The organism is Chloroflexota bacterium, from assembly GCA_035652535.1.
GTDB lineage: Bacteria > Chloroflexota > UBA6077 > UBA6077 > SHYK01 > DASRDP01.
This window is the reverse complement of the sequence record DASRDP010000017.1, coordinates 1-18,452: the sequence shown is the minus strand read 5'-3', so window position 1 is coordinate 18,452 and position 18,452 is coordinate 1. Positions and strand designations below refer to the sequence as shown.

Annotated in this window: 20 protein-coding genes; 18 read left to right on the top strand and 2 right to left on the bottom strand. The window is 63.8% G+C overall.

What is annotated here, in order from left to right; translation table 11 throughout:
- Positions 1-9: 9 nt before the first annotated feature.
- Positions 10-942, bottom strand: coding sequence for a glycosyltransferase (locus VFC51_02795; protein HZT05929.1), 933 nt, complete (start codon positions 940-942; stop codon positions 10-12).
- Between the two features lie 152 nt (positions 943-1,094).
- On the opposite strand from VFC51_02795, the gene rfbF reads away from it, so the two are divergent.
- From rfbF to VFC51_02745, 10 genes are all read left to right on the top strand, one after another.
- Positions 1,095-1,874, top strand: a complete 780-nt coding sequence (rfbF, locus tag VFC51_02790; protein ID HZT05928.1) for a glucose-1-phosphate cytidylyltransferase — start codon at positions 1,095-1,097, stop codon at positions 1,872-1,874.
- A gap of 25 nt (positions 1,875-1,899) precedes the next feature.
- Positions 1,900-2,946, top strand: coding sequence for an NAD-dependent epimerase/dehydratase family protein (locus VFC51_02785; GenBank protein HZT05927.1), 1,047 nt, complete (start codon positions 1,900-1,902; stop codon positions 2,944-2,946).
- Positions 2,943-5,129 (top strand): lipopolysaccharide biosynthesis protein RfbH, encoded by a 2,187-nt coding sequence (gene rfbH, locus VFC51_02780; GenBank protein ID HZT05926.1) that lies wholly within the window; start codon positions 2,943-2,945, stop codon positions 5,127-5,129. The genes VFC51_02785 and rfbH overlap by 4 nt, the downstream gene beginning before the upstream one ends.
- A 43-nt stretch (positions 5,130-5,172) precedes the next feature.
- A complete protein-coding gene (locus tag VFC51_02775; GenBank protein HZT05925.1) occupies positions 5,173-6,051 on the top strand; it encodes an NAD(P)-dependent oxidoreductase in 879 nt (292 codons plus the stop codon).
- A gap of 25 nt (positions 6,052-6,076) precedes the next feature.
- The gene (locus tag VFC51_02770) at positions 6,077-7,894 is read left to right on the top strand and encodes a thiamine pyrophosphate-binding protein (protein ID HZT05924.1); all 1,818 of its coding nucleotides are present in this window, start codon (positions 6,077-6,079) and stop codon (positions 7,892-7,894) included.
- A gap of 148 nt (positions 7,895-8,042) precedes the next feature.
- Complete coding sequence (locus VFC51_02765; GenBank protein ID HZT05923.1) at positions 8,043-8,801, top strand: HAD family hydrolase; 759 nt, start codon at positions 8,043-8,045, stop codon at positions 8,799-8,801.
- Positions 8,792-9,877 carry an N-acetylneuraminate synthase family protein gene (locus tag VFC51_02760; protein ID HZT05922.1) on the top strand — a complete coding sequence of 362 codons (1,086 nt, stop codon included), beginning with the start codon at positions 8,792-8,794 and terminating at the stop codon, positions 9,875-9,877. The genes VFC51_02765 and VFC51_02760 overlap by 10 nt, the downstream gene beginning before the upstream one ends.
- A gap of 575 nt (positions 9,878-10,452) precedes the next feature.
- Complete coding sequence (locus tag VFC51_02755; GenBank protein HZT05921.1) at positions 10,453-11,187, top strand: ComF family protein; 735 nt, start codon at positions 10,453-10,455, stop codon at positions 11,185-11,187.
- Between the two features lie 70 nt (positions 11,188-11,257).
- Entirely contained in the window at positions 11,258-11,440 is a 183-nt protein-coding gene (locus tag VFC51_02750) for a type II toxin-antitoxin system HicA family toxin (GenBank protein HZT05920.1), read from the top strand.
- Positions 11,437-11,664, top strand: a complete 228-nt coding sequence (locus VFC51_02745) for a type II toxin-antitoxin system HicB family antitoxin (protein HZT05919.1) — start codon at positions 11,437-11,439, stop codon at positions 11,662-11,664. Before VFC51_02750 ends, VFC51_02745 begins: the two co-directional genes overlap by 4 nt.
- Before the next feature lie 111 nt (positions 11,665-11,775).
- Here the strand turns inward: VFC51_02745 and VFC51_02740 are convergent, their stop codons facing one another.
- On the bottom strand, positions 11,776-12,195 hold the full coding sequence (locus VFC51_02740; protein HZT05918.1) for a retroviral-like aspartic protease family protein: 420 nt from the start codon (positions 12,193-12,195) through the stop codon (positions 11,776-11,778).
- A 501-nt stretch (positions 12,196-12,696) separates the two neighbouring features.
- Between VFC51_02740 and VFC51_02735 the strand changes: the two genes are divergently transcribed.
- The 8 genes from VFC51_02735 to VFC51_02700 all read left to right on the top strand — a co-directional run.
- Positions 12,697-12,921 (top strand): AtpZ/AtpI family protein, encoded by a 225-nt coding sequence (locus tag VFC51_02735; GenBank protein HZT05917.1) that lies wholly within the window; start codon positions 12,697-12,699, stop codon positions 12,919-12,921.
- A 10-nt stretch (positions 12,922-12,931) separates the two neighbouring features.
- Positions 12,932-13,636, top strand: coding sequence for a F0F1 ATP synthase subunit A (atpB, locus tag VFC51_02730; protein HZT05916.1), 705 nt, complete (start codon positions 12,932-12,934; stop codon positions 13,634-13,636).
- A 72-nt stretch (positions 13,637-13,708) separates the two neighbouring features.
- Positions 13,709-13,942: an ATP synthase F0 subunit C gene (gene atpE, locus VFC51_02725; GenBank protein HZT05915.1), complete on the top strand. Its 234-nt coding sequence runs from the start codon at positions 13,709-13,711 to the stop codon at positions 13,940-13,942.
- Between the two features lie 12 nt (positions 13,943-13,954).
- Positions 13,955-14,470 carry a F0F1 ATP synthase subunit B gene (atpF, locus tag VFC51_02720; GenBank protein ID HZT05914.1) on the top strand — a complete coding sequence of 172 codons (516 nt, stop codon included), beginning with the start codon at positions 13,955-13,957 and terminating at the stop codon, positions 14,468-14,470.
- Between the two features lie 311 nt (positions 14,471-14,781).
- A complete protein-coding gene (gene atpH / locus VFC51_02715; protein HZT05913.1) occupies positions 14,782-15,318 on the top strand; it encodes an ATP synthase F1 subunit delta in 537 nt (178 codons plus the stop codon).
- A gap of 65 nt (positions 15,319-15,383) precedes the next feature.
- Positions 15,384-16,895 (top strand): F0F1 ATP synthase subunit alpha, encoded by a 1,512-nt coding sequence (gene atpA, locus VFC51_02710; protein ID HZT05912.1) that lies wholly within the window; start codon positions 15,384-15,386, stop codon positions 16,893-16,895.
- 32 nt (positions 16,896-16,927) lie between these two features.
- Positions 16,928-17,791: an ATP synthase F1 subunit gamma gene (gene atpG / locus VFC51_02705; GenBank protein HZT05911.1), complete on the top strand. Its 864-nt coding sequence runs from the start codon at positions 16,928-16,930 to the stop codon at positions 17,789-17,791.
- Between the two features lie 18 nt (positions 17,792-17,809).
- Positions 17,810-18,452 (top strand): F0F1 ATP synthase subunit beta (locus VFC51_02700; protein HZT05910.1); only part of this gene is annotated, 643 nt, incomplete at its 3' end.

Sequence of the window (18,452 nt, the reverse complement as noted above, 5' to 3'; positions counted from 1 at the left end):
TGGTGCTTGCTATGTGAAGTTGATGCGCTCGCGCTCGACAACAAGTGGGAGCTTTCTCACCTGCGTGTGGATCGCTCCGACGTACTCACCGAGCACACCTATGAAGAAGATCTGCACGGAGGCAAAGAAGTAGATCCCGATCAGGATTGGCGCCTGGCCGAACTCGAACCGGTTCCAGAATATTAGCTTCGCGACAAGATATCCGATGGCGATCATTAGACTCACGGCCGACATGAAAAACCCTGCGAGGGTTGCAAATCGCATGGGCATGCGGGAGTGTTTGACGAGACCCAGCATCGCCATATCAAAGAGGGTGAAGAAATCGTTCTTTGTCTTCCCGTGCGTCCGACGCGGCTTATCAAAATACACGTATGCGGGCTCGAACCCAATTTCGGAGACCAACCCGCGGAAATACGGGTAGGAATCGTCGATCGATCGAAGCGTGTCGACAACGACGCGGTCGTACAGCCCGAAGCCAGTGAAATTGGGTATCAACTGCAGGCTCGACACGCGCGATAGTACGCGGTACGCCAGGCGCCGAATCAGACGAAGAACGAGACCATCCTCCGTCGACCTCTTCACCCCGGCAACAATCTTGTACCCTTCTTCCCACCGCTTTATGAAATCGAAAATCAGCTCGGGTGGGTCCTCGAGGTCGGCCGCGAGGCAAATCGTCGCCTCACCGCTCGACTGGAGCAGCGCGTGATACGGTGAGCGGATGTGGCCGAAATTGCGCGCGTTGACGATCACCTTGACCGACCTGTCGCATTTCGCCAGCTTCCTGAGAGCGCTGACTGTTCCGTCGCGCGACGCATTGTCGATGAAAATGTGCTCGTAGCCATACCCCGGCAGGCGCTCAAAGACGGATTTAACCCGTTCGTAGAGGAGGTGTACGTTTTCTTCCTCGTTGAAACACGCGGTTACTACGCTAATTAGTGGCACCACCGGTTCCCTTTCCCCGGCGCGCCGAGCCGGAGGGATGTGAATTATTCCCACCATACTTGCCAGGCTGCAACTCCAACGTCAGGTAGATCACAGATGGATATACTTTGGCCTGCACATTTCGCAGCAATCGGTGTACCGGACTTATTTCGATGAAAGTCGTCATCCTATGCGGCGGCATGGGAACGCGCCTCCGCGAGGAAACCGAGTTCATGCCTAAGCCCATGGTTACCGTCGGCGAGCGGCCGATGCTGTGGCACATCATGAAGATCTATAGCCACTACGGCTTCAACGAGTTTGTCCTCTGCCTCGGGTACAAGGGAGACCATATTCGGCGGTATTTTCTTGAGTACGATGTGTTGAACTGCGACGTGACCGTCGACCTTGGGACGAAAGAGATCATCCGCCACGACCGTACCCACGACGAGCACAACTGGCGGGTCACGCTGGCCGAAACCGGCCAGGCGACGATGACCGGCGGCCGCATCCAGCGCGCCCTCCGCTACGTCGACGACGACACCTTCCTCGCGACGTACGGCGACGGCGTCGCCGACGTTAATATCAATGCCCTCGTCGCGTTTCATCGGTCCCACGGCCGGCTCGCCACGGTAACCGCGGTCCAGCCGTCCCCCCGCTTCGGGCGCATTGAGCTGGACGACACAAAGCAGCTCGTGCGGGAGTTCAGCGAAAAACCTGTGGGCAGCGAAGCATGGATCAACGGCGGATTCTTCGTCTTCGATCGTCGCATCACTCGCTATCTCGACGGCGACTCCTGCGTGCTCGAGCAGGGGCCCCTCGTTCGCCTCGCGGAAGAGGGCCAGCTCGCGGTCTTTCGGCATCGCGGTTACTGGCAGTGCGTGGACACCCTTCGAGATCTTCAGGCGCTCAACGACGATTGGGCCCGCGGTGATGCCCCGTGGAAAATCTGGTAATCCCAACGTGCACGGTGCTGCCGCGTTGACCCGATCTGATTTGTGGCGCGACCGCAACGTCCTGGTCACCGGATGCACGGGACTGCTCGGGAGCTGGCTTTCCGAGCGACTCGTCTCGCTGGGCGCGAACGAGATAGGCCTCGTGCGCGACGTCGTTCCCCACAGCAGGTTTTACTCGACCGGACTCCAGGACCGGGTCGCAGTCGTCCGCGGCGAGGTCGAGGATCGTAGCTGCCTCGAGCGCACACTGAACGAATACGAGGTCCAGACCGTCTTTCATCTCGCCGCCCAGACCATCGTCGGCATCGCGAACCGCGACCCGATCTCCACGTTCGAAGCGAACATACGCGGAACCTGGAATCTCCTCGAGGCTTGTCGGCGCGTGTCGACTGTGCGCCAGATCGTGGTCGCATCCAGCGACAAGGCCTACGGCGGCCACGATGTCCTCCCTTACCAGGAGGACTTTCCGCTGCGCGGCCGACACCCCTATGACGTGTCCAAGAGCTGCGCTGACTTGATCGCGCTCGCCTATGCGGCAACCTACGGGCTCCCTGTGGTCGTAACACGATGCGGGAACTTCTATGGTGGCGGCGACCTCAACTTCAATCGCATCGTGCCTGGGACGATTCGTTCCGCGCTGCGCGGGGAGCGCCCTATCATTCGCTCCGATGGCACGTTCACGCGCGACTACATCTACGTCGAGGATGCCGCGACCGCGTACATCGCCCTCGTAGAGAAGCTTGCGGACGACCCGTCGCTCGGGGGCATGGCTTTCAACTTCTCCTGTGAGCAGCCAATGAGTGTGATGGACCTCACCCTCCGCGTCCTCGAGACCGCTGGCAGAAGCGATCTCCAGCCCATCGTCCTGAATGAGGCGTCGAACGAGATACCACATCAATACCTAGACGCGCGACTGGCCCGCGAGATCTTGGGATGGCGCCCTTGCTTCACGCTCGACGACGGACTGGCCCGAACTGTGGAGTGGTATCGCGCCTATTTTGCGACACGGGATGGTTCGAGGACGCTCCGCCGCCATGGAACGAGCACAACATCAGCGGAGCCAGAACCGTGAAGGCACTCGTGATCGGCGGATCCGGACAACTCGGGCGCTGTCTCGTTCGAGTACTCTCGGGACACGGAGTCGACGTTTGCGCCACGTACTACTCGAGAGCAGCGCCGCAGCTCATGCGGGTCGATGTTCGATCCCCCGAGGCCCTTGACAAGGCTGCTGCCGACTTCAAGCCGGACGTCATCCTTCTCACGTCGGACGTCCCCGCCACGCGGCGGGCGCAGGTGACCACCCAAGACGAGGATGCGCGGGGCGCGATCGTCGACGGCGCGTTGAACGTGGCCCGGGCGGCACGGCGCTTCCATGCTCTGCTCGTCCTCTACTCCTCGCCTGACGTTTTTTCCGACGACGCCCTACATCAAGAAGGCGATGAGCCAAAACCTTGCACAGCGCATGGCACGATGAAGGCAGAGGCCGAGGCGCGAGTTCGCGCCGAGATTAGCGACCATATCATTGTGCGTACCAGCGACCTGTTTGGCTGGGACAGGACCGCCCAGGATATGGTGCAGATCATCGAGCGCCACCTCCGGAGCGGCGGCAGCGTCTCTCTACCATCTTCTGCCCGAGTTCAGCCCACCTTGGTGGACTACGTCGCGGAGGCGACGCTGCGCCTTGCGCAGTCCGAATTCCGCGGGACGATCCATCTGGCGGGGTCGGAGATCCTGAGCCAGTGCGACTTTGGCCGTGTCGTCGCGCGCACGATCGCGCTCGACCCCGATGCCGTCGAAGCCGGCGGCGTCGACGGCACGCCCCGCGGTTTCCTGGACGCCTCGCTTGTGCAGAGCACTCTCGGGACTGTTCCAATGCAGTTGACCGAGGCCACCAAGCGGCTTCGCCGTCAATGGCGAGCAGACACATTTACAGGGATCGTACGGGCGAGCGTCGATGCCGAAGCGAGCCGGCTCCGTGATGAGATCTTCGAGCGCGTGGAACGCTACTACGAGCTTGTCCATAAGCCCAGGGGCTTCATTCCCTTCGAGAGTCGCGTGAACTACGCCGGACGTCATTTCGACGCGGCCGAGATGTTGAACCTCGCCGACAGCATGCTCGACTTTTGGCTGACCCTTGGATCGTATGGCGACCTATTCGAAAGCAAGATGAAGCGGTTCCTGGGCTGCCGCGACTTCGCCCTCGTCAACTCGGGCTCGTCGGCGAATCTGGTTGGGGTGTCAACTCTCGCTTCGCCTCTCGTCGCCAACCATCTCGAACCTGGCGACGAAGTGATCACGCCGGCCGTCACGTTTCCCACCACGCTGGCACCAATCCTGCAAAATGGCCTCGTTCCCGTCTTCGTCGATTGCGAACTCGGCACGTACAACGCCGACGCGAATCGGATTGAGGACGCCATCTCTCCGAGAACGCGCGCGATCGTCCTCCCCCATACCCTGGGCAACCCGTTCGATCTCGATGCCGTGTGCGACATTGCGGCACGCCACCACCTTTGGCTGATGGAGGACACGTGCGACGCGCTCGGATCGACGTTTGACGGTCGGCCAGTTGGCACCTTTGGAGATCTCGGGACTCTCAGCTTCTATCCCGCCCACCACATCACGATGGGGGAGGGTGGTGGAGTGATCGTCAATCGCCAATTCTTGACCCAGCCGGTGCGGTCTATCCGCGACTGGGGGCGCGATTGTTGGTGCGCGCCCGGGGAGTCGAACACGTGCGCCAAGCGGTTCGGCTGGTGCCTTGGCGAGTTGCCGCCAGGGTACGACCACAAGTACATCTACAGCGCGGTTGGCTTCAACCTCAAACCAACAGAGATGCAGGCGGCCATCGGCGCCGCACAGATCGACAAGCTACCAGCCTTCGTCGAACGTCGGCGACACAATTTCCGACGGTTGTACAACGGCCTCCAGCGTTACGCAGACCGCATATTCCTCCCAACGTGGCATGCCAAGGCGAACCCCGCGTGGTTCGGCTTTCCCATTACGGTCCGGGGCACGACACGGAGGGACGACCTCGTCCAGTGGCTCGAGAACGCGAACATCGAGACGCGCCTGGTCTTTGCCGGCAATATCCTCCGGCAGCCGGGCTACCGAGCCATTGCGCATCGCGTCGCCGGCACGCTGGAGAACTCAGACCGCGTCATGCGCGATACATTCTTCGTCGGGGTCTATCCGGGTATCACCGACGAGATGGTCGACTTCATGCTCGATCGCTTTCGCGCGTTCTTCGAGCGTTGAGACCATTAGCGTCGCGCCGTTATTCAGTTCCCGGGCCACACTGATGGCCGTTCTCATCACCGGCGGCTCGGGATTTATCGGGCGCAACCTCGTCGAGCAACTTTCCGAAAGATGGGAAATCCTCGCGCCCAGCCACTCCCAACTTGATCTCCTCGACGACGTTGGCGTTCGTCGCTTCGTACGAAGCCACCCCGTTGACGCAATCGTTCACTGCGCTACGAAGCCTGGCCACCGAAACGCGAAAGATCCGACCGGACTGCTAGACGCCAACACACGCATGTTTTTCAACCTTGCGGGGTGCACGGGAGAATCCACGCGATTCATCTTCCTCAGCACTGGCGCCGTGTACGACATCCGCCATTACAAGCCGAGGATGCCAGAGGAATACTTCGACAAGCACGTTCCCCAGGACGAGACTGGGTACTCCAAGTACATCTGCGCAAAGTACCTTGCCAAAATGCCGAATGCCGTGGAGCTACGGCCGTTTGGGGTCTTTGGGAAGCATGAAGATTGGGAGATCCGTTTCATATCTAACGCAATCTGCAAGGTCCTGCATCATCTGCCCGTGACGATAAAGCGCAACCGTCGCATGGACTACGTGTACATAGACGACCTCGTCCGTGTGGTCGAGCATTTCCTCACGGCCACACCGTCGCGCTCTGCCTATAACGTGACGTCAGACGAGACGTATGAACTGCTCGACCTTGCCCGGCGCGTGGCTGCCATTGCTGAGGATCACCCGCCAATCAAGATCCTCGCTTCTGGAATGGACCCCGAATATAGCGGGGACAATGCGCGGCTGCACGAGGAGCTGCCAGGACTGGCCTTCACGCCCATCGACGCGGCGATCAGGGAGCTCTATGACTGGTACGCAGGCCGGAAGAGCCTGGTTGACCCGGAACTCCTGCTGCACGACAAGTGAGCGAAGCAGACGAAGGGGGCACAGAATGACGATGCGGGTAGCCGACTACGTCTGGAAAACGGTGGCCGACCGAGGCGTGCGCCACGTCTTCATGATTACAGGTGGCGGTGCGATGTTCTTGAACGACGCGCTAGGGCGCGAGAAGCGGATCTCGTACGTCTGCAACCATCATGAGCAAGCGTGCGCCATTGCCGCTGAGGCGTATGCGCGCGTGTCCGGGCAGATTGGAGTCGTGAGCGTCACGACGGGGCCAGGCGGCGTCAATGCGCTCACCGGCGTTTTCGGGGCGTGGACCGACTCCATCCCCATGCTGGTCATCTCCGGTCAGGTCAAACGCGAGACCTGCATGGCCTTCTACAACCTTCCAGGCCTGCGCCAACTGGGCGACCAGGAGGTCGACATCGTTGCCTTGGCCACGCCCATCACGAAGTATGCGGCCCTCGTTCGAGAGCCAGAATCCATCGGATTTCACCTCGACAAGGCGCTCGAGCTCGCAAAGTCCGGGCGGCCTGGCCCGTGCTGGTTGGACATTCCCATCGACGTGCAGTCCAGCCTCGTAGATGAGGCAACCTTGGAGACTGACAAGCCCGTCCCGCAGGGTCCCGTCGCGCTGAACCTCGCTGGGACCTGCGAGACAGTGCTAGAACGCCTTCAGGCCGCGGAGCGGCCGGTCATTCTCGCCGGCAGCGGCGTGCGGCTCGCTGGTGCGGTCGACCTTTTTGAGGAAGTAGCGCGGCGATTGGGCGTGCCGGTTACGCTCGCATGGACCGCGCCAGATCTGCTCCCGACGGACCATCCTCTGTTCTGCGGGCGCCCTGGAACTGTCGGAGACCGCCCCGGCAATTTTGTCGTTCAGAACTCCGACGTCCTCCTCATTCTCGGGTCGCGACTGAACATCCGCCAAGTGAGCTACAACTGGAGCTCGTTCGCTCGCAACGCATTCAAAATCCAGGTCGACATCGACCCGGCGGAGCTTTCCAAACCAACGGTGCGCCCGGACATGGCCGTAATGAGCGACGTCGGGGCATTCCTGAACAGCCTAATGGAAACTCTCAACCGGGCGAACTATGACCGCGAACGACACGCGCAATGGCTGCGCTGGTGCCGCGATCGCGTGAAACGGTATCCGGTCGTACTGGATCGCCACCGGTCTACCGGGCACTTGATCAATCCCTACCGCTTCTGCGAGGTTTTGTTCTCCGCGCTCGGCCCCGAAGACGTGATCGTCTGCGGGGATGGGACGGCGAGCGTGGTCCCCTTTCAGGCAGCCTGCGTGAAGCGCGGGCAACGGCTAATCGCAAACTCGGGCGCCGCGGCTATGGGCTACGATCTCCCCGCGGCGGTCGGGGCCTCCATCGCTGACCCCCACCGCCGCGTGATCTGCCTTGCGGGCGACGGCAGCTCTCAGCTCAATATCCAAGAGCTGCAAACCATCGTGCACCATCGGCTACCCATCAAGATTTTCATCATCAACAATAACGGCTACCTGTCGATCCGATCCACACAAATGAACTTCTTCGCCGACAACCCGGTTGGCGAGAGCCCAGCGAGCGGCGTCTCATTCCCAGACATGGTCAAGGTAGGGACGGCATACGGCATCCCAGCAGCGCGCGTATCCGGGCCGGATTTCGTCCGTCAGATCGGAAAGGCGCTCGCTTCCGACGGGCCATACCTCTGCGAGGTGATGCTAGACCCCGATCAACAGTTCGAGCCGAAACTCACATCGCGTGAGCTACCAGACGGACGCATTGTGTCGTCGCCCCTCGAAGACCTCGCACCATTCCTCGACCGCGACGAGTTGCGCGAAAACATGTTGGTCCCTCTCGAAGGCGACGAGGCGTAGCGCAGAACGAGTACGCACTCAGCGTGAGACGGCAGTCACGTTACAAGAGTGACCGGAATTACTCCGTCTCCTCGCATTATTCATTGCGGCTTCGGTGCAACAAATGTAAAAATTGCGCCCGCAGAGGAATTTCCGCGGCGGGAGCGTAATGCGACGCTGGTCTAGTGTCAGTTTTGCGCACGAAGGTGTAGCGCTAGCTGGCCAGATCGACGCGGTCATCTTCGATCTCGACGGAACGCTGGTCGACTCGGCGCCGGGCATCTGCTCTTCGCTGGTTTTTGCCTGTGGTGGAAGGGCCCAGCTCCCGACAGATCTGCGCCACCACCCCGCCCTTTCGATGCCACTCGCCGAGGCCGTTGAGGCGCTCATACCTGGCATCGGCCAACTGGAGCGGCGGGAGGTAGAGGCCAGATTCCGTGAGTACTACGATTCTGAGGGCTGGATGCAATCAAGGCTATTCGATGGCGCTACGGAAGCGCTCTTTGCTCTTCACCAGGCCAATATCGCGCAGTACGTCGCAACGAATAAGCGGAGAATGCCGACGGTGCGCATTCTGCACCGCCTCGGCCTGTCGGCCTACGTCGAGGACGTTTTGACCCGCGATTCCGCCCAGCCTCCCTTCCTCAGTAAGCGGGAAGCGGTTCAATACCTCCTTGATGCGCATGCTCTCACGCCGGCCCGCGCGCTCCTAGTAGGAGACTCCATCGATGATTTAGAGGCGGCTTATTCGGTCGGATCCGGATTTCTCGGCGTGCCGTGGGGCTACGGGAGTGCAAGGCTCACGAGCCTAGATCCGCCGGTGAGGATGATTTGCACCTATCCGGACCTCGTCGACCTGGTTCTAGGGCGCAATGACTGCCGTTCACAATTACCCCACGAGGACACTCAGGAGGACTTATGCCGGTAGCGTCGGACTTATTCGATGAACTGTTCGTTCTTGAGCTCGCCAACAACCATTGGGGGGACGTTAATCGTGGGTTAAAGATTATCAAGGACTTTTCAACCATCGTTCGCTATCACGGCGTCAAGGCAGCGATTAAACTCCAGTTTCGCGATGTAGATTCCTTCATCCATAAGGACTTCTTGCACAGGACAGACGTGCGATACATCAAAAAAACACTCGACACTCGGATGTGCAAGCAGGATTTTGCGACTCTCGTCGAGGCGATACGCCGATATGGATGTCTACGCATGGCAACGCCATTCGACGAAGCATCCGTGGACCTTTGCGTACAGCTAGGAATTCAGATTATCAAGGTGGGAAGCTCCGACGTCACCGATTGGGTGTTGCTCGAGAAGATCGCTACCACCAAGAAGCCCGTCATCGTCTCTGTAGGCGGGCATTCCGTGAAAGACATCGACGACATGGTCACGTTTTTCGAAAATCGCAGCATCCCGCTGGCGATTAACCATTGTGTGTCAATTTACCCAACAGAAGACAACGAGCTTCAGCTCAACCAAATTGATTTTCTGAAGAAACGGTACCCGGGTCATGTCATTGGCTTTTCGACCCACGAATATCACGACTGGACGTCGTCGATCATGATGGCATATGCAAAGGGCGCACGAACGTTCGAACGCCATATCGACATCGACTCGGATGACCACGAAGTGTCCCCATACTGCTCGTTGCCAGAGCAGATCGACACCTGGTTCACCGCGTTCAAGAAGGCGCGGGAAATGTGCGGAGCAAACGGCGACGTTAAGGCGCCGACACCCGAGAAAGAGGTCCGTTATCTGGATAGCCTCGTCCGGGGCGTGTACGCGAAACGAGATCTCCCTGCTGGACACATCCTCGGCGGTGACGACTACTATCTAGCAATTCCACTGCAGCGCGGCCAGCTGTCATGCCGGGAGCTCATCGACGGGGACCACCTCGTCCGTCCGTGTGAAGCTGACGAGCCACTGCGCGTGGACATGTTCGACAATCCGTACTCGCGAAGCGCATTCTTGCGCAGGCAAATCGAAGGTCGCGGGCTGTGACTGCCGAGGCACTCGCTGAGGGGCTCAAGCGCGCTCCGCGCTGCGCCTCGTGTGTGGGGTTCATGGCACGCCTCTTGGAGCTCCTTGAGAACCAAAAGCGCCGAACTGCGTCCCATAGCCTCAACGAGCGGCAAGTCTTGTGGTCGGGGTGTAACTTGACGGCGAGATGGGCCCCTCGCGCAAGGGCCTCTGCATAGCACGTCTTCTGACTCCCGCCCTGGCCAGAATTCTACTCATGTGCGATCGTTTCGAGTCCGAGCGATCGCGGAGCGCAACCATATTGCCAAGGCTCTTATCGTCCACCAGGACGATGTCCTCGGCGATGTCCCTTGGCAGACCGGCAACGACCCGGTAAGGGGTTCGCTCGGCGTTGTAACTCGGAAGCACCACCACAACCCTTTGCCCGTGGATCACCACTCCTCCCACGACGCCGATTTGTCACGTAGACGATGGAAAACGATTACAAATTTCCAGAATGATGCAGCTGAGGGCTCGCCGTTGCTCGCCGAGCTACCATTCCGAGTCCGTTGCTCTGCCTGCACTCCACTGTGCCCGCAATGAGCGGCCGTCAAAGGGTGGAACCAAGGCCGTGGCCACCCCAGGCCGGATCGCCCGTCACCCGCGATCCGTGGTGGCAGGTCGCCCTCGACGTTCTGCTGCCGCCCCGATGCGTCGGGTGCGGCCGGCGCGGCGCCGACGTGTGCGACGCCTGCGTCGCCGCCCTCCGGCCCCTCGGCGCGCACACGTGCCCCCGCTGCAGCGCCCACTCACCGGGCGGGCGGCCATGCGGATCGTGCGGCCGGCGCCTCGGCCACCTGCGGGCCGTCATCGCCGCGCACCCCTACCAGGGCACCATCCGCGCGGCGATTCTCGCCTTCAAGTACCGGTCGCGCACGCGGCTGGCCCCCTTCCTCGTGGCCGCGCTCGAGCCGGGCCTCGCGCGCCGCCCGCTCGCCGTCGACGTGGTCGCGCCGGTCCCACTCAGCCCCGCGCGCCTGGCGCAGCGCGGGTTCAACCAGGCGGAGCTGCTGGCGCGCCCGCTCGCCGCATCCCAGGGGTGGCCGCTCGACGCGGCGCTCCTGGTCCGCACGCGCGAGACGCCCCAGCAAACGCGCCTCTCGTCCGGCGAGCGCTGGCTGAACCTCGCCGGTGCCTTCGCCGTGCGCGATCCGGCGTCGGTCGTGGACCGGCGCGTGCTCCTGGTGGACGACGTCTGCACCACGGGCGCGACGCTGGAGGCGTGCGCCGCGCCATTGGTCCGGGCCGGCGCGGCGGGCGTGTGGGCGCTCGTCGTCGCGCGCGACGCCTGATTGGTCGGCGAGCAAGGAGCCTCACCCCCCATCCCACCCTTCCCCCGCACGGGGGGAAGGAGCCTCCGCCTTGGAGCGGGATGGATGGCGACTTCTCAGGCAGCATGGGTCGCACCAGTTTTTCGCGCATGATTCAAAACCAGGTCTCGTGGTCGGGCCAATACATGTAGGCAGAACGCTTAAGCTCGGCTTGGTTCACGACATTCTGAAGGACGCTGGGATTTCAGTCGATCAGCTGAGGGAGCTCCGATGAGGCGCTATCGCATCGTTCTCACGCCAGACCCCGTCGAGGGCGGCTACACCGTTCGCGTGCCGGCCCTGCCAGGCTGCAACACCCAGGGCGATTCGATGGCCGAGGCGATCGCGAACGCGCGCGAAGCCATCGAAGGATACCTCGAATCGCTGAAGGAGCTCGGCCGTCCGATTCCTGAAGAGCACGAGCCCCCGACGTGTGTGATCGTCGAGGTGGCCGCCTGAATCCTGGCTGCAGGGCTTGGCGATTTCGCGCGGTTTCCCCGGCTTCGGTGGGCGGATCCGCTGCGTCCGTGGGGTTGCGTTCGCGTCGTCTCTCAGCCGCTGAAGCGGCCCTTACCGAAGGGCGATGAGCGGGAGGTATGGAGACTCCGGCCGGGGGACGAGGCGCTGCTGGCTGCAATCGACCAGCAGGTCCATCGCCTCGAGGGGGATCTGTCCAAGCAGAGGCTCAGCGTTTGGGGGCAGAACGAGACATTCGGTGACCATCTCGCGCTCGCCGACGCGTACGGTGACCGGACCGGCAATCGGCAGCTCCTCTTTCCGTCCGTCCGCATAGACGACAACCGCTTTCCGCCGCTCCCGAAGGCCAAGCCGTTCGACGAGCTCCTGGGGCAGGGCCAGCATGATCGCACCACTGTCGGCCACCATGCGGACGTGCTCGCTCCGCACCTCATCTTGTCGGAGGGCCCCGCCTTCCACCAAGATCAAATCGCCAGTGTTCTGAACGTCTACCTCGACGCGCACGTCCCCCACGGGCGGCTTTCCTCCAGCGGCCGTCGGGCCCGCCCCTTGGATTTTGATGCGCCTGCTTGGTGCTGCCATGGTCCCATTGTATGGCGCTGGATCTACGCCACGCCCTTCAACGTCACGCTCACTGCGCCGTCCTTCACGAGGGATCGCCTGGAGGCGTTCAGAAACTCCACAGACACCGGCTCGCCATCCTCACCGTAACTCAAGATGACGCCACCGGTTCTTCAACAGACGTCGACGGGCGGCGCGTCCCGGATGACCACGAACAAGACATCTGCATCCGGATCGTATCGAATCTCCAACTTTAGCCCCTCCGGCCGTCATCATATCTCTGTTGCAGCGAGGGCCCGGACTCACCCCCCATCCCAACCCTTCGGCACACTCAGGGCAGGCTCTTCCCCCACAAGGGGGGAAGGGGTGCGGGGAGGGGTGCGCCCGCCCCCGTAGGCGTCGCGGGCGTTGTGCTATACTCCCGTGGTTCCTGCAGGAGGTGGCGGGGCACCCGTGCGGAACCTGACGATCTGGCAGGCCGTCGCCTTTGCGACTGAGCTGGGCATCGCCTTCGCAACCGCGGTGCTCGTCGGGCTCTTCGCCGGCCACCTCGTCGATGAACGCCTCGGGCATGAGGTTCCCGTTTTCACCATGCTCGGGGCGTTTCTTGGGCTCACCGCCGGCGTGGTCAGCACGGCGCAGATGGTCCAGTACTTGACCCGCCGCGGGAAGGAGTAAAGGCCAACCGGTGGAGATCGAAGTCCCCATCCAGCCCCAGGTGCTCTTCACCATTGGTGGCCTCATCGTTACCAACACGCTCCTCACCTCGTGGGTGGCCATCATCCTGCTCATCCTCCTCGCGGCCGCGGCCACGCGCCGCATGCAGCTCATCCCCTCGGGCCTGCAGAACGCCGCGGAGGCGGTCGTGGAGCTGATCCTCTCCCTGGGCGAGCAGGCGGCCGGGCCCAACGCGCGCCGCTTCCTGCCTCTGGTGGCCACCCTGTTTCTCTACATCTGGTTCTCCAACTGGCTGGGCATCCTGCCCGGCATCGGCACGTTCCACATCGGCGAGACGGCCATCCTCCGCACGCCCAATAGCGACCTCAGCATCACCGCCGCCATGGCGCTCATCGTGTTCGTGTGGGTCCAGGTCACGGGTCTGCGCGCCGACGTGAAGGGTTACTTCCTCAAGTTCATCTGGCCCATCCCCATCCTGGAGGGCATCTCGGAGATCGCGCGCCCGGTCTCGCTGGCCCTGCGGCTCTTCGGCAACATTCTGGCGGGGTTCATCCTCGTCGAGGTGATGCTCCAGCTCGTGCCCATCGGCGTGCCGGCCGTCTTCATGGGGGTGGAGCTGGGCGTCGGCATCATTCAGGCGCTGATCTTCGCGATCCTCACGCTGGCGTTCCTATCCCTGGCGACGGCGCACGGACACGAGGCGCATCACGAGTAAGCGGTTCTGAGAGCCCCGAGGCATCGGGGCGAGACTACACTCAGGCTCACGAAACGGAGATTGGAGGAGTTCATGCCCACGGACATCACCCCTCTGGCGGCGGGACTGGCGATCGGCCTGGGGGCCATCGGCCCGGGGATCGGGATCGGCATCCTCGGCAGCAAAGCGATGGAGGCCATCGGCCGCAACCCCGAGGCGAGCGGCACGGTGCTGCTGCCGATGATCATCGGCATCGCCTTCGCCGAGGCGGTCGCCATCTACGCGCTCGTCATCGCATTCCTGCTGTTCGGCAAGATCCACGCGTAGGAGCGCGATCCCATGGACATCCTGAACTCCCTGGGGATCAACATCACGGCCGTGGTCTGGCACACGGTCAACTTCCTGATCCTCCTCTGGGTGCTGCAGCGCTTCCTCTATCGGCCCGTGCTGAACATGCTGGACCAGCGCGCCGCCCGCATCCGCGACAGCATGGCCCAGGCGGAGTCCGTCCGGGCGGAGACGGCGCGCCTCGAGCAGGAGTCGCGCTCGATCCTGGATACGGCCCGCCGCGAGAGCCAGGAGATCCTGGCCCAGGCGAACCGCAACTCGGAGCGCATCCTGTCGGAGTCGCGCCAGGCGGCGCAGCAGGAGGCGGAGCACATCGTGGAGCGGGCCCGGGCGGACCTGGCGCGCGAGCGCGACCAGGCGTTCCAGGAGCTGCGCCAGCAGATCGCGGACCTGGCGGTGCTGGCGGCGGGGCACGTGGTGCGTCGATCGCTAGACGACGCCGCCCATCGGGAGTTGATCCAGCAGTTTCTGGCGACGGCGGGCGACGGCAATGCGCGGCAGGGGTAGGTTGCTGATGGTGATTGCACCCCCCTCCCTGACCCTCCCCCGCACGGGGGGAGGGAAGGACGCGCCCCCCGCCCTGACGCGCGACCGCACGGGGGGAGGGAAGGACGCGCCCCCCTCCCTGACACGCGACCGCAGGGTGCGCGGCGAGCCCGTCATCCTGAGGGCGAAGCCCGAAGGATCTCGCGCCCGAGAGATGCTTCGCTGCGCTCAGCATGACAGCGTCCGTCTTCGCTGCGCGCCCCCCTCCCTGACCCTCCCCCGCACGGGGGGAGGGAAGGACGCGCGCCAGCCCGCAGAGGTGATGCAGTAGCATGGCGCGGCATGGTGGGCCCGCCGGGCGCTACGCCGTCGCGCTCTTCTCTATCGCGCGCGAGCGGGGCACCATCGACGCCTGGGCGGACGAGCTGCGGCGGCTCGCCGCCGTGGTGGCGGACCCGGCGGTCGCGCGCGTGCTCGGCAGCCCCGGCGTGGCCATCCGCCAGAAGCAGGAGGCGCTGGAGTCGGTGGCCGGCCCCCTCAGCCGCGAGGTCGGCTCGCTCCTCACCATCCTGCTGGAGCGCAAACGGGTCGACAAGCTGCCGGAGCTGGCCGAGGCGTTCGCCGATCTGGCCCGCGCGCAGAAGGGCATCGCCCTCGCCGACGTCACCTCCGCGGTACCGCTGGCGGCGCCGGATCAGCAATACGTCGAGGGCTGGCTCGCGCGCTATCTGGGCCGCCCGGTGGAGACGCGCTTCTCCGTCGATCCGGAGATCATCGGCGGGGTCGTGGCGCGCGTGGGCGACCAGCTCATCGACGCCAGCGTGCGCGGCCGGCTGGAGACGCTGCGGAAGCAGCTCCGAAGCGCGTGACCGCCGACAGGAATAATTAACCCGAACGGCCGACTGGCCCGGGCCCAGGGACATTGGAGGAGATGATGGCGGTTCGGTCATCAGACGAGATCAGCGCGATCCTGCGCAAACAAATCGAAGGCTTCGACCAGGCCATCCAAGCCACGAATGTCGGCACCGTGACAGAGGTGGGCGACGGCATCGCGCGCATCTGGGGCCTGTCCAACGTGATGTCCAGTGAGCTGCTGGAGTTCAGCAATGGCGTCATGGGCCTCGCCCTCAATCTGGAAGAGGACACGGTCGGCGCCATCATCCTCGGTCCCTACACGGACATCTCCGAGGGCGATGAGGTGCGCAGCACGGGCCGCGTCATCGAGGTGCCCGTGGGCGATGCCCTCATCGGCCGCGTGGTCGACGTGCTCGGCCAGCCCATCGACGGACGCGGCCCCATCGCCACGAGCAGCACGCGCCCCGTGGAGCGCATCGCGCCCAGCGTCATCTTCCGCCAGTCCGTCAACACGCCGGTGCAGACGGGCATCAAGGCGCTCGACTCGATGATCCCCATCGGGCGCGGCCAGCGCGAGCTGATCATCGGCGACCGGCAGACGGGCAAGACGGCCATCGCCCTGGACACGATCATCAACCAGAAGGGCGGCGACCTCCTCTGCATCTACGTCGCCATCGGGCAGAAGCGCGCCCAGGTGGCGGAGATCGTGGACGTGCTGGACCGCCACGGCGCCATGGAGCACACGGTGGTGGTCGCGGCCACCGCCGCCGACCCGGCCCCCATGCAGTACCTCGCCCCCTATGCCGGCTGCGCCATCGGCGAGGAGTTCATGGAGAGCGGCCGCGAGGCGCTTATCGTTTACGACGATCTCTCCAAGCATGCCTGGGCTTACCGCCAGGTCTCGCTCCTCCTCCGGCGCCCGCCCGGCCGCGAGGCCTACCCGGGCGACGTCTTCTACCTCCACTCCCGGCTTCTGGAGCGCGCCGCGAAGCTGCGCCCGGAGAATGGCGGCGGCTCGCTCACGGCGCTCCCCATCATCGAGACGCAGGCGAACGACGTGTCGGCCTACATCCCGACCAACGTGATCTCCATCACCGATGGCCAGATCTATCTGGAGTCGGACCTTTTCAACGCGGGCATTCGGCCCGCCTTGAACGTCGGCATCTCCGTGTCCCGCGTGGGCGGCGCGGCCCAGACGCGGGCCATGCGCCAGGTGGCGGGCAAGCTGCGGCTGGACCTCGCCCAGTTCCGCGCGCTGGCCGCCTTCGCGCAGTTCGGATCGGACCTGGACCGCGCCACGCGCGCCCAGCTCGAGCGCGGGCTCCGCATCCAGGAGGTGCTGAAGCAGCCGCAGTACAAGCCCGTCCCCTTGTCCCAGCAGGTCATGATCCTCTGGGCCGTCACGAACGGCATCCTGGACGAGGTGCCCGTCGATCGCGTCCGCGCGTGGGAGGACGGGTTCCACAGCTTCATGGAAAGCAGCCACCCGCAGATCGGCGAAACGATCACCGCCGAGAAGCAGCTCTCCGACCAGACCGTGGAGCAGCTTCGAGCGGCCATCGCGGAATACCAGAAAACGTTTGTCGGGTGAGCGCACTTCGCCAGCGTTAGAGAGGAGAGGGAGTGGCCAGCCTTCGCGACATTCGCCGACGCATCCGCAGCGTCCGGAACATCTCGCAGATCACGCGCGCCATGCAAATGGTGGCCGCGTCGCGCATGCGGCGGGCGCAGCTTCGCGTGCTGGCCGCGCGTCCGTACTCCGAGGCGGCGCGCGTCATGCTGGGCGAGCTGGCCCAGCAGCGCACGGACTCGCCGGCGGTCCATCCGCTCCTGCGCGTCCGCCCCGAGCGCAAGACCGCGTACGTGGTATTCACGTCGGACCGCGGCCTCTCCGGCCCGCTCAACAGCAACGTCCTGCGTCGGGCGACGGAGGAGGTCCTCGCCCGCCCCGTCGAGCCAGAGCTGATCACGGTCGGGCGCAAGGGGCAGGACTTCTTTACGCGCCGGGGACGCCACCTCGCGGCCACCTTCATCGGCATGACCGATCGCGCCGAGTATGACCACATCATTCCCGTGGCGCGCGTCGTCATCGACGCCTACGCGTCCGAGGCCGTGGACGCGGTCGAGGTGATCTATCCAAAATTTGTCTCGACCCTTGTGCAGCAGCCGCAGGTGGTGCGTCTGCTGCCGGTCCAGCGGCCCGAGGAGCACGGAACGCCCGTCGATTTCATCATCGAGCCGAACCCGGACGAGGTGCTGGCGGCGCTCCTCCCGCGCTACGTGGAGACGCAGCTCTATCTGTACCTGCTCGAGACGGCGGCGAGCGCCCACAGCGCCCAGATGGTGGCGATGCGCAACGCGACCGACAACGCGCAGGAGCTGGTCCAGGGCCTCACCCTGACGTACAACAAGGCGCGCCAGGCGGCCATCACGAAGGAGATCACCGAGATCGCCGGCGCTGCCGAAGCGCTGGCGCAGGCGGGCTAACTCAGGAGGAAACGGCACATGCCCAAAGGAACCGTCGGATCGGTCGTGCAGATCATCGGCCCCGTGGTGGACATCGAGTTCCCCGCGGATGAGCTGCCCGATATCTACAGCGCGGTCGAGATCCCGCGCGATGGAGACGAGAAGCTCGTCGTGGAGGTCCAGCAGCACCTCGGCAACAACTGGGTGCGCACGGTCGCGATGTCCGCCACCGACGGTCTCAGTCGCGGCGTGCAAGCGGTCGACACCGGCGGCCCGATCTCGGTCCCCGTGGGGCCCGAGACCCTCGGCCGGATCTTCAACGTCCTCGGCGAGCCGATCGACCTCAAGGGGCCCGTGGACACCAGCGTTTCCTATCCGATCCACCGTCCCGCGCCGTCCCTCGAGGAGCAAGAGGTGACGCCGCAGATCTTCGAGACGGGAATCAAGGTCATCGACCTCATCGCCCCCTTTCGAAAGGGCGGGAAGGTGGGCGTGTTCGGCGGCGCCGGGGTCGGTAAGACCGTCATCATCCAGGAGCTGATCCGCAACACCGCGGCGGAGCACGGTGGCTTCTCCGTCTTCGCCGGCGTGGGCGAGCGCACGCGCGAGGGGAACGACCTCTACCACGAGATGACCGAGTCGGGCGTCATGTCCAAGACCACCATGGTATTTGGTCAGATGA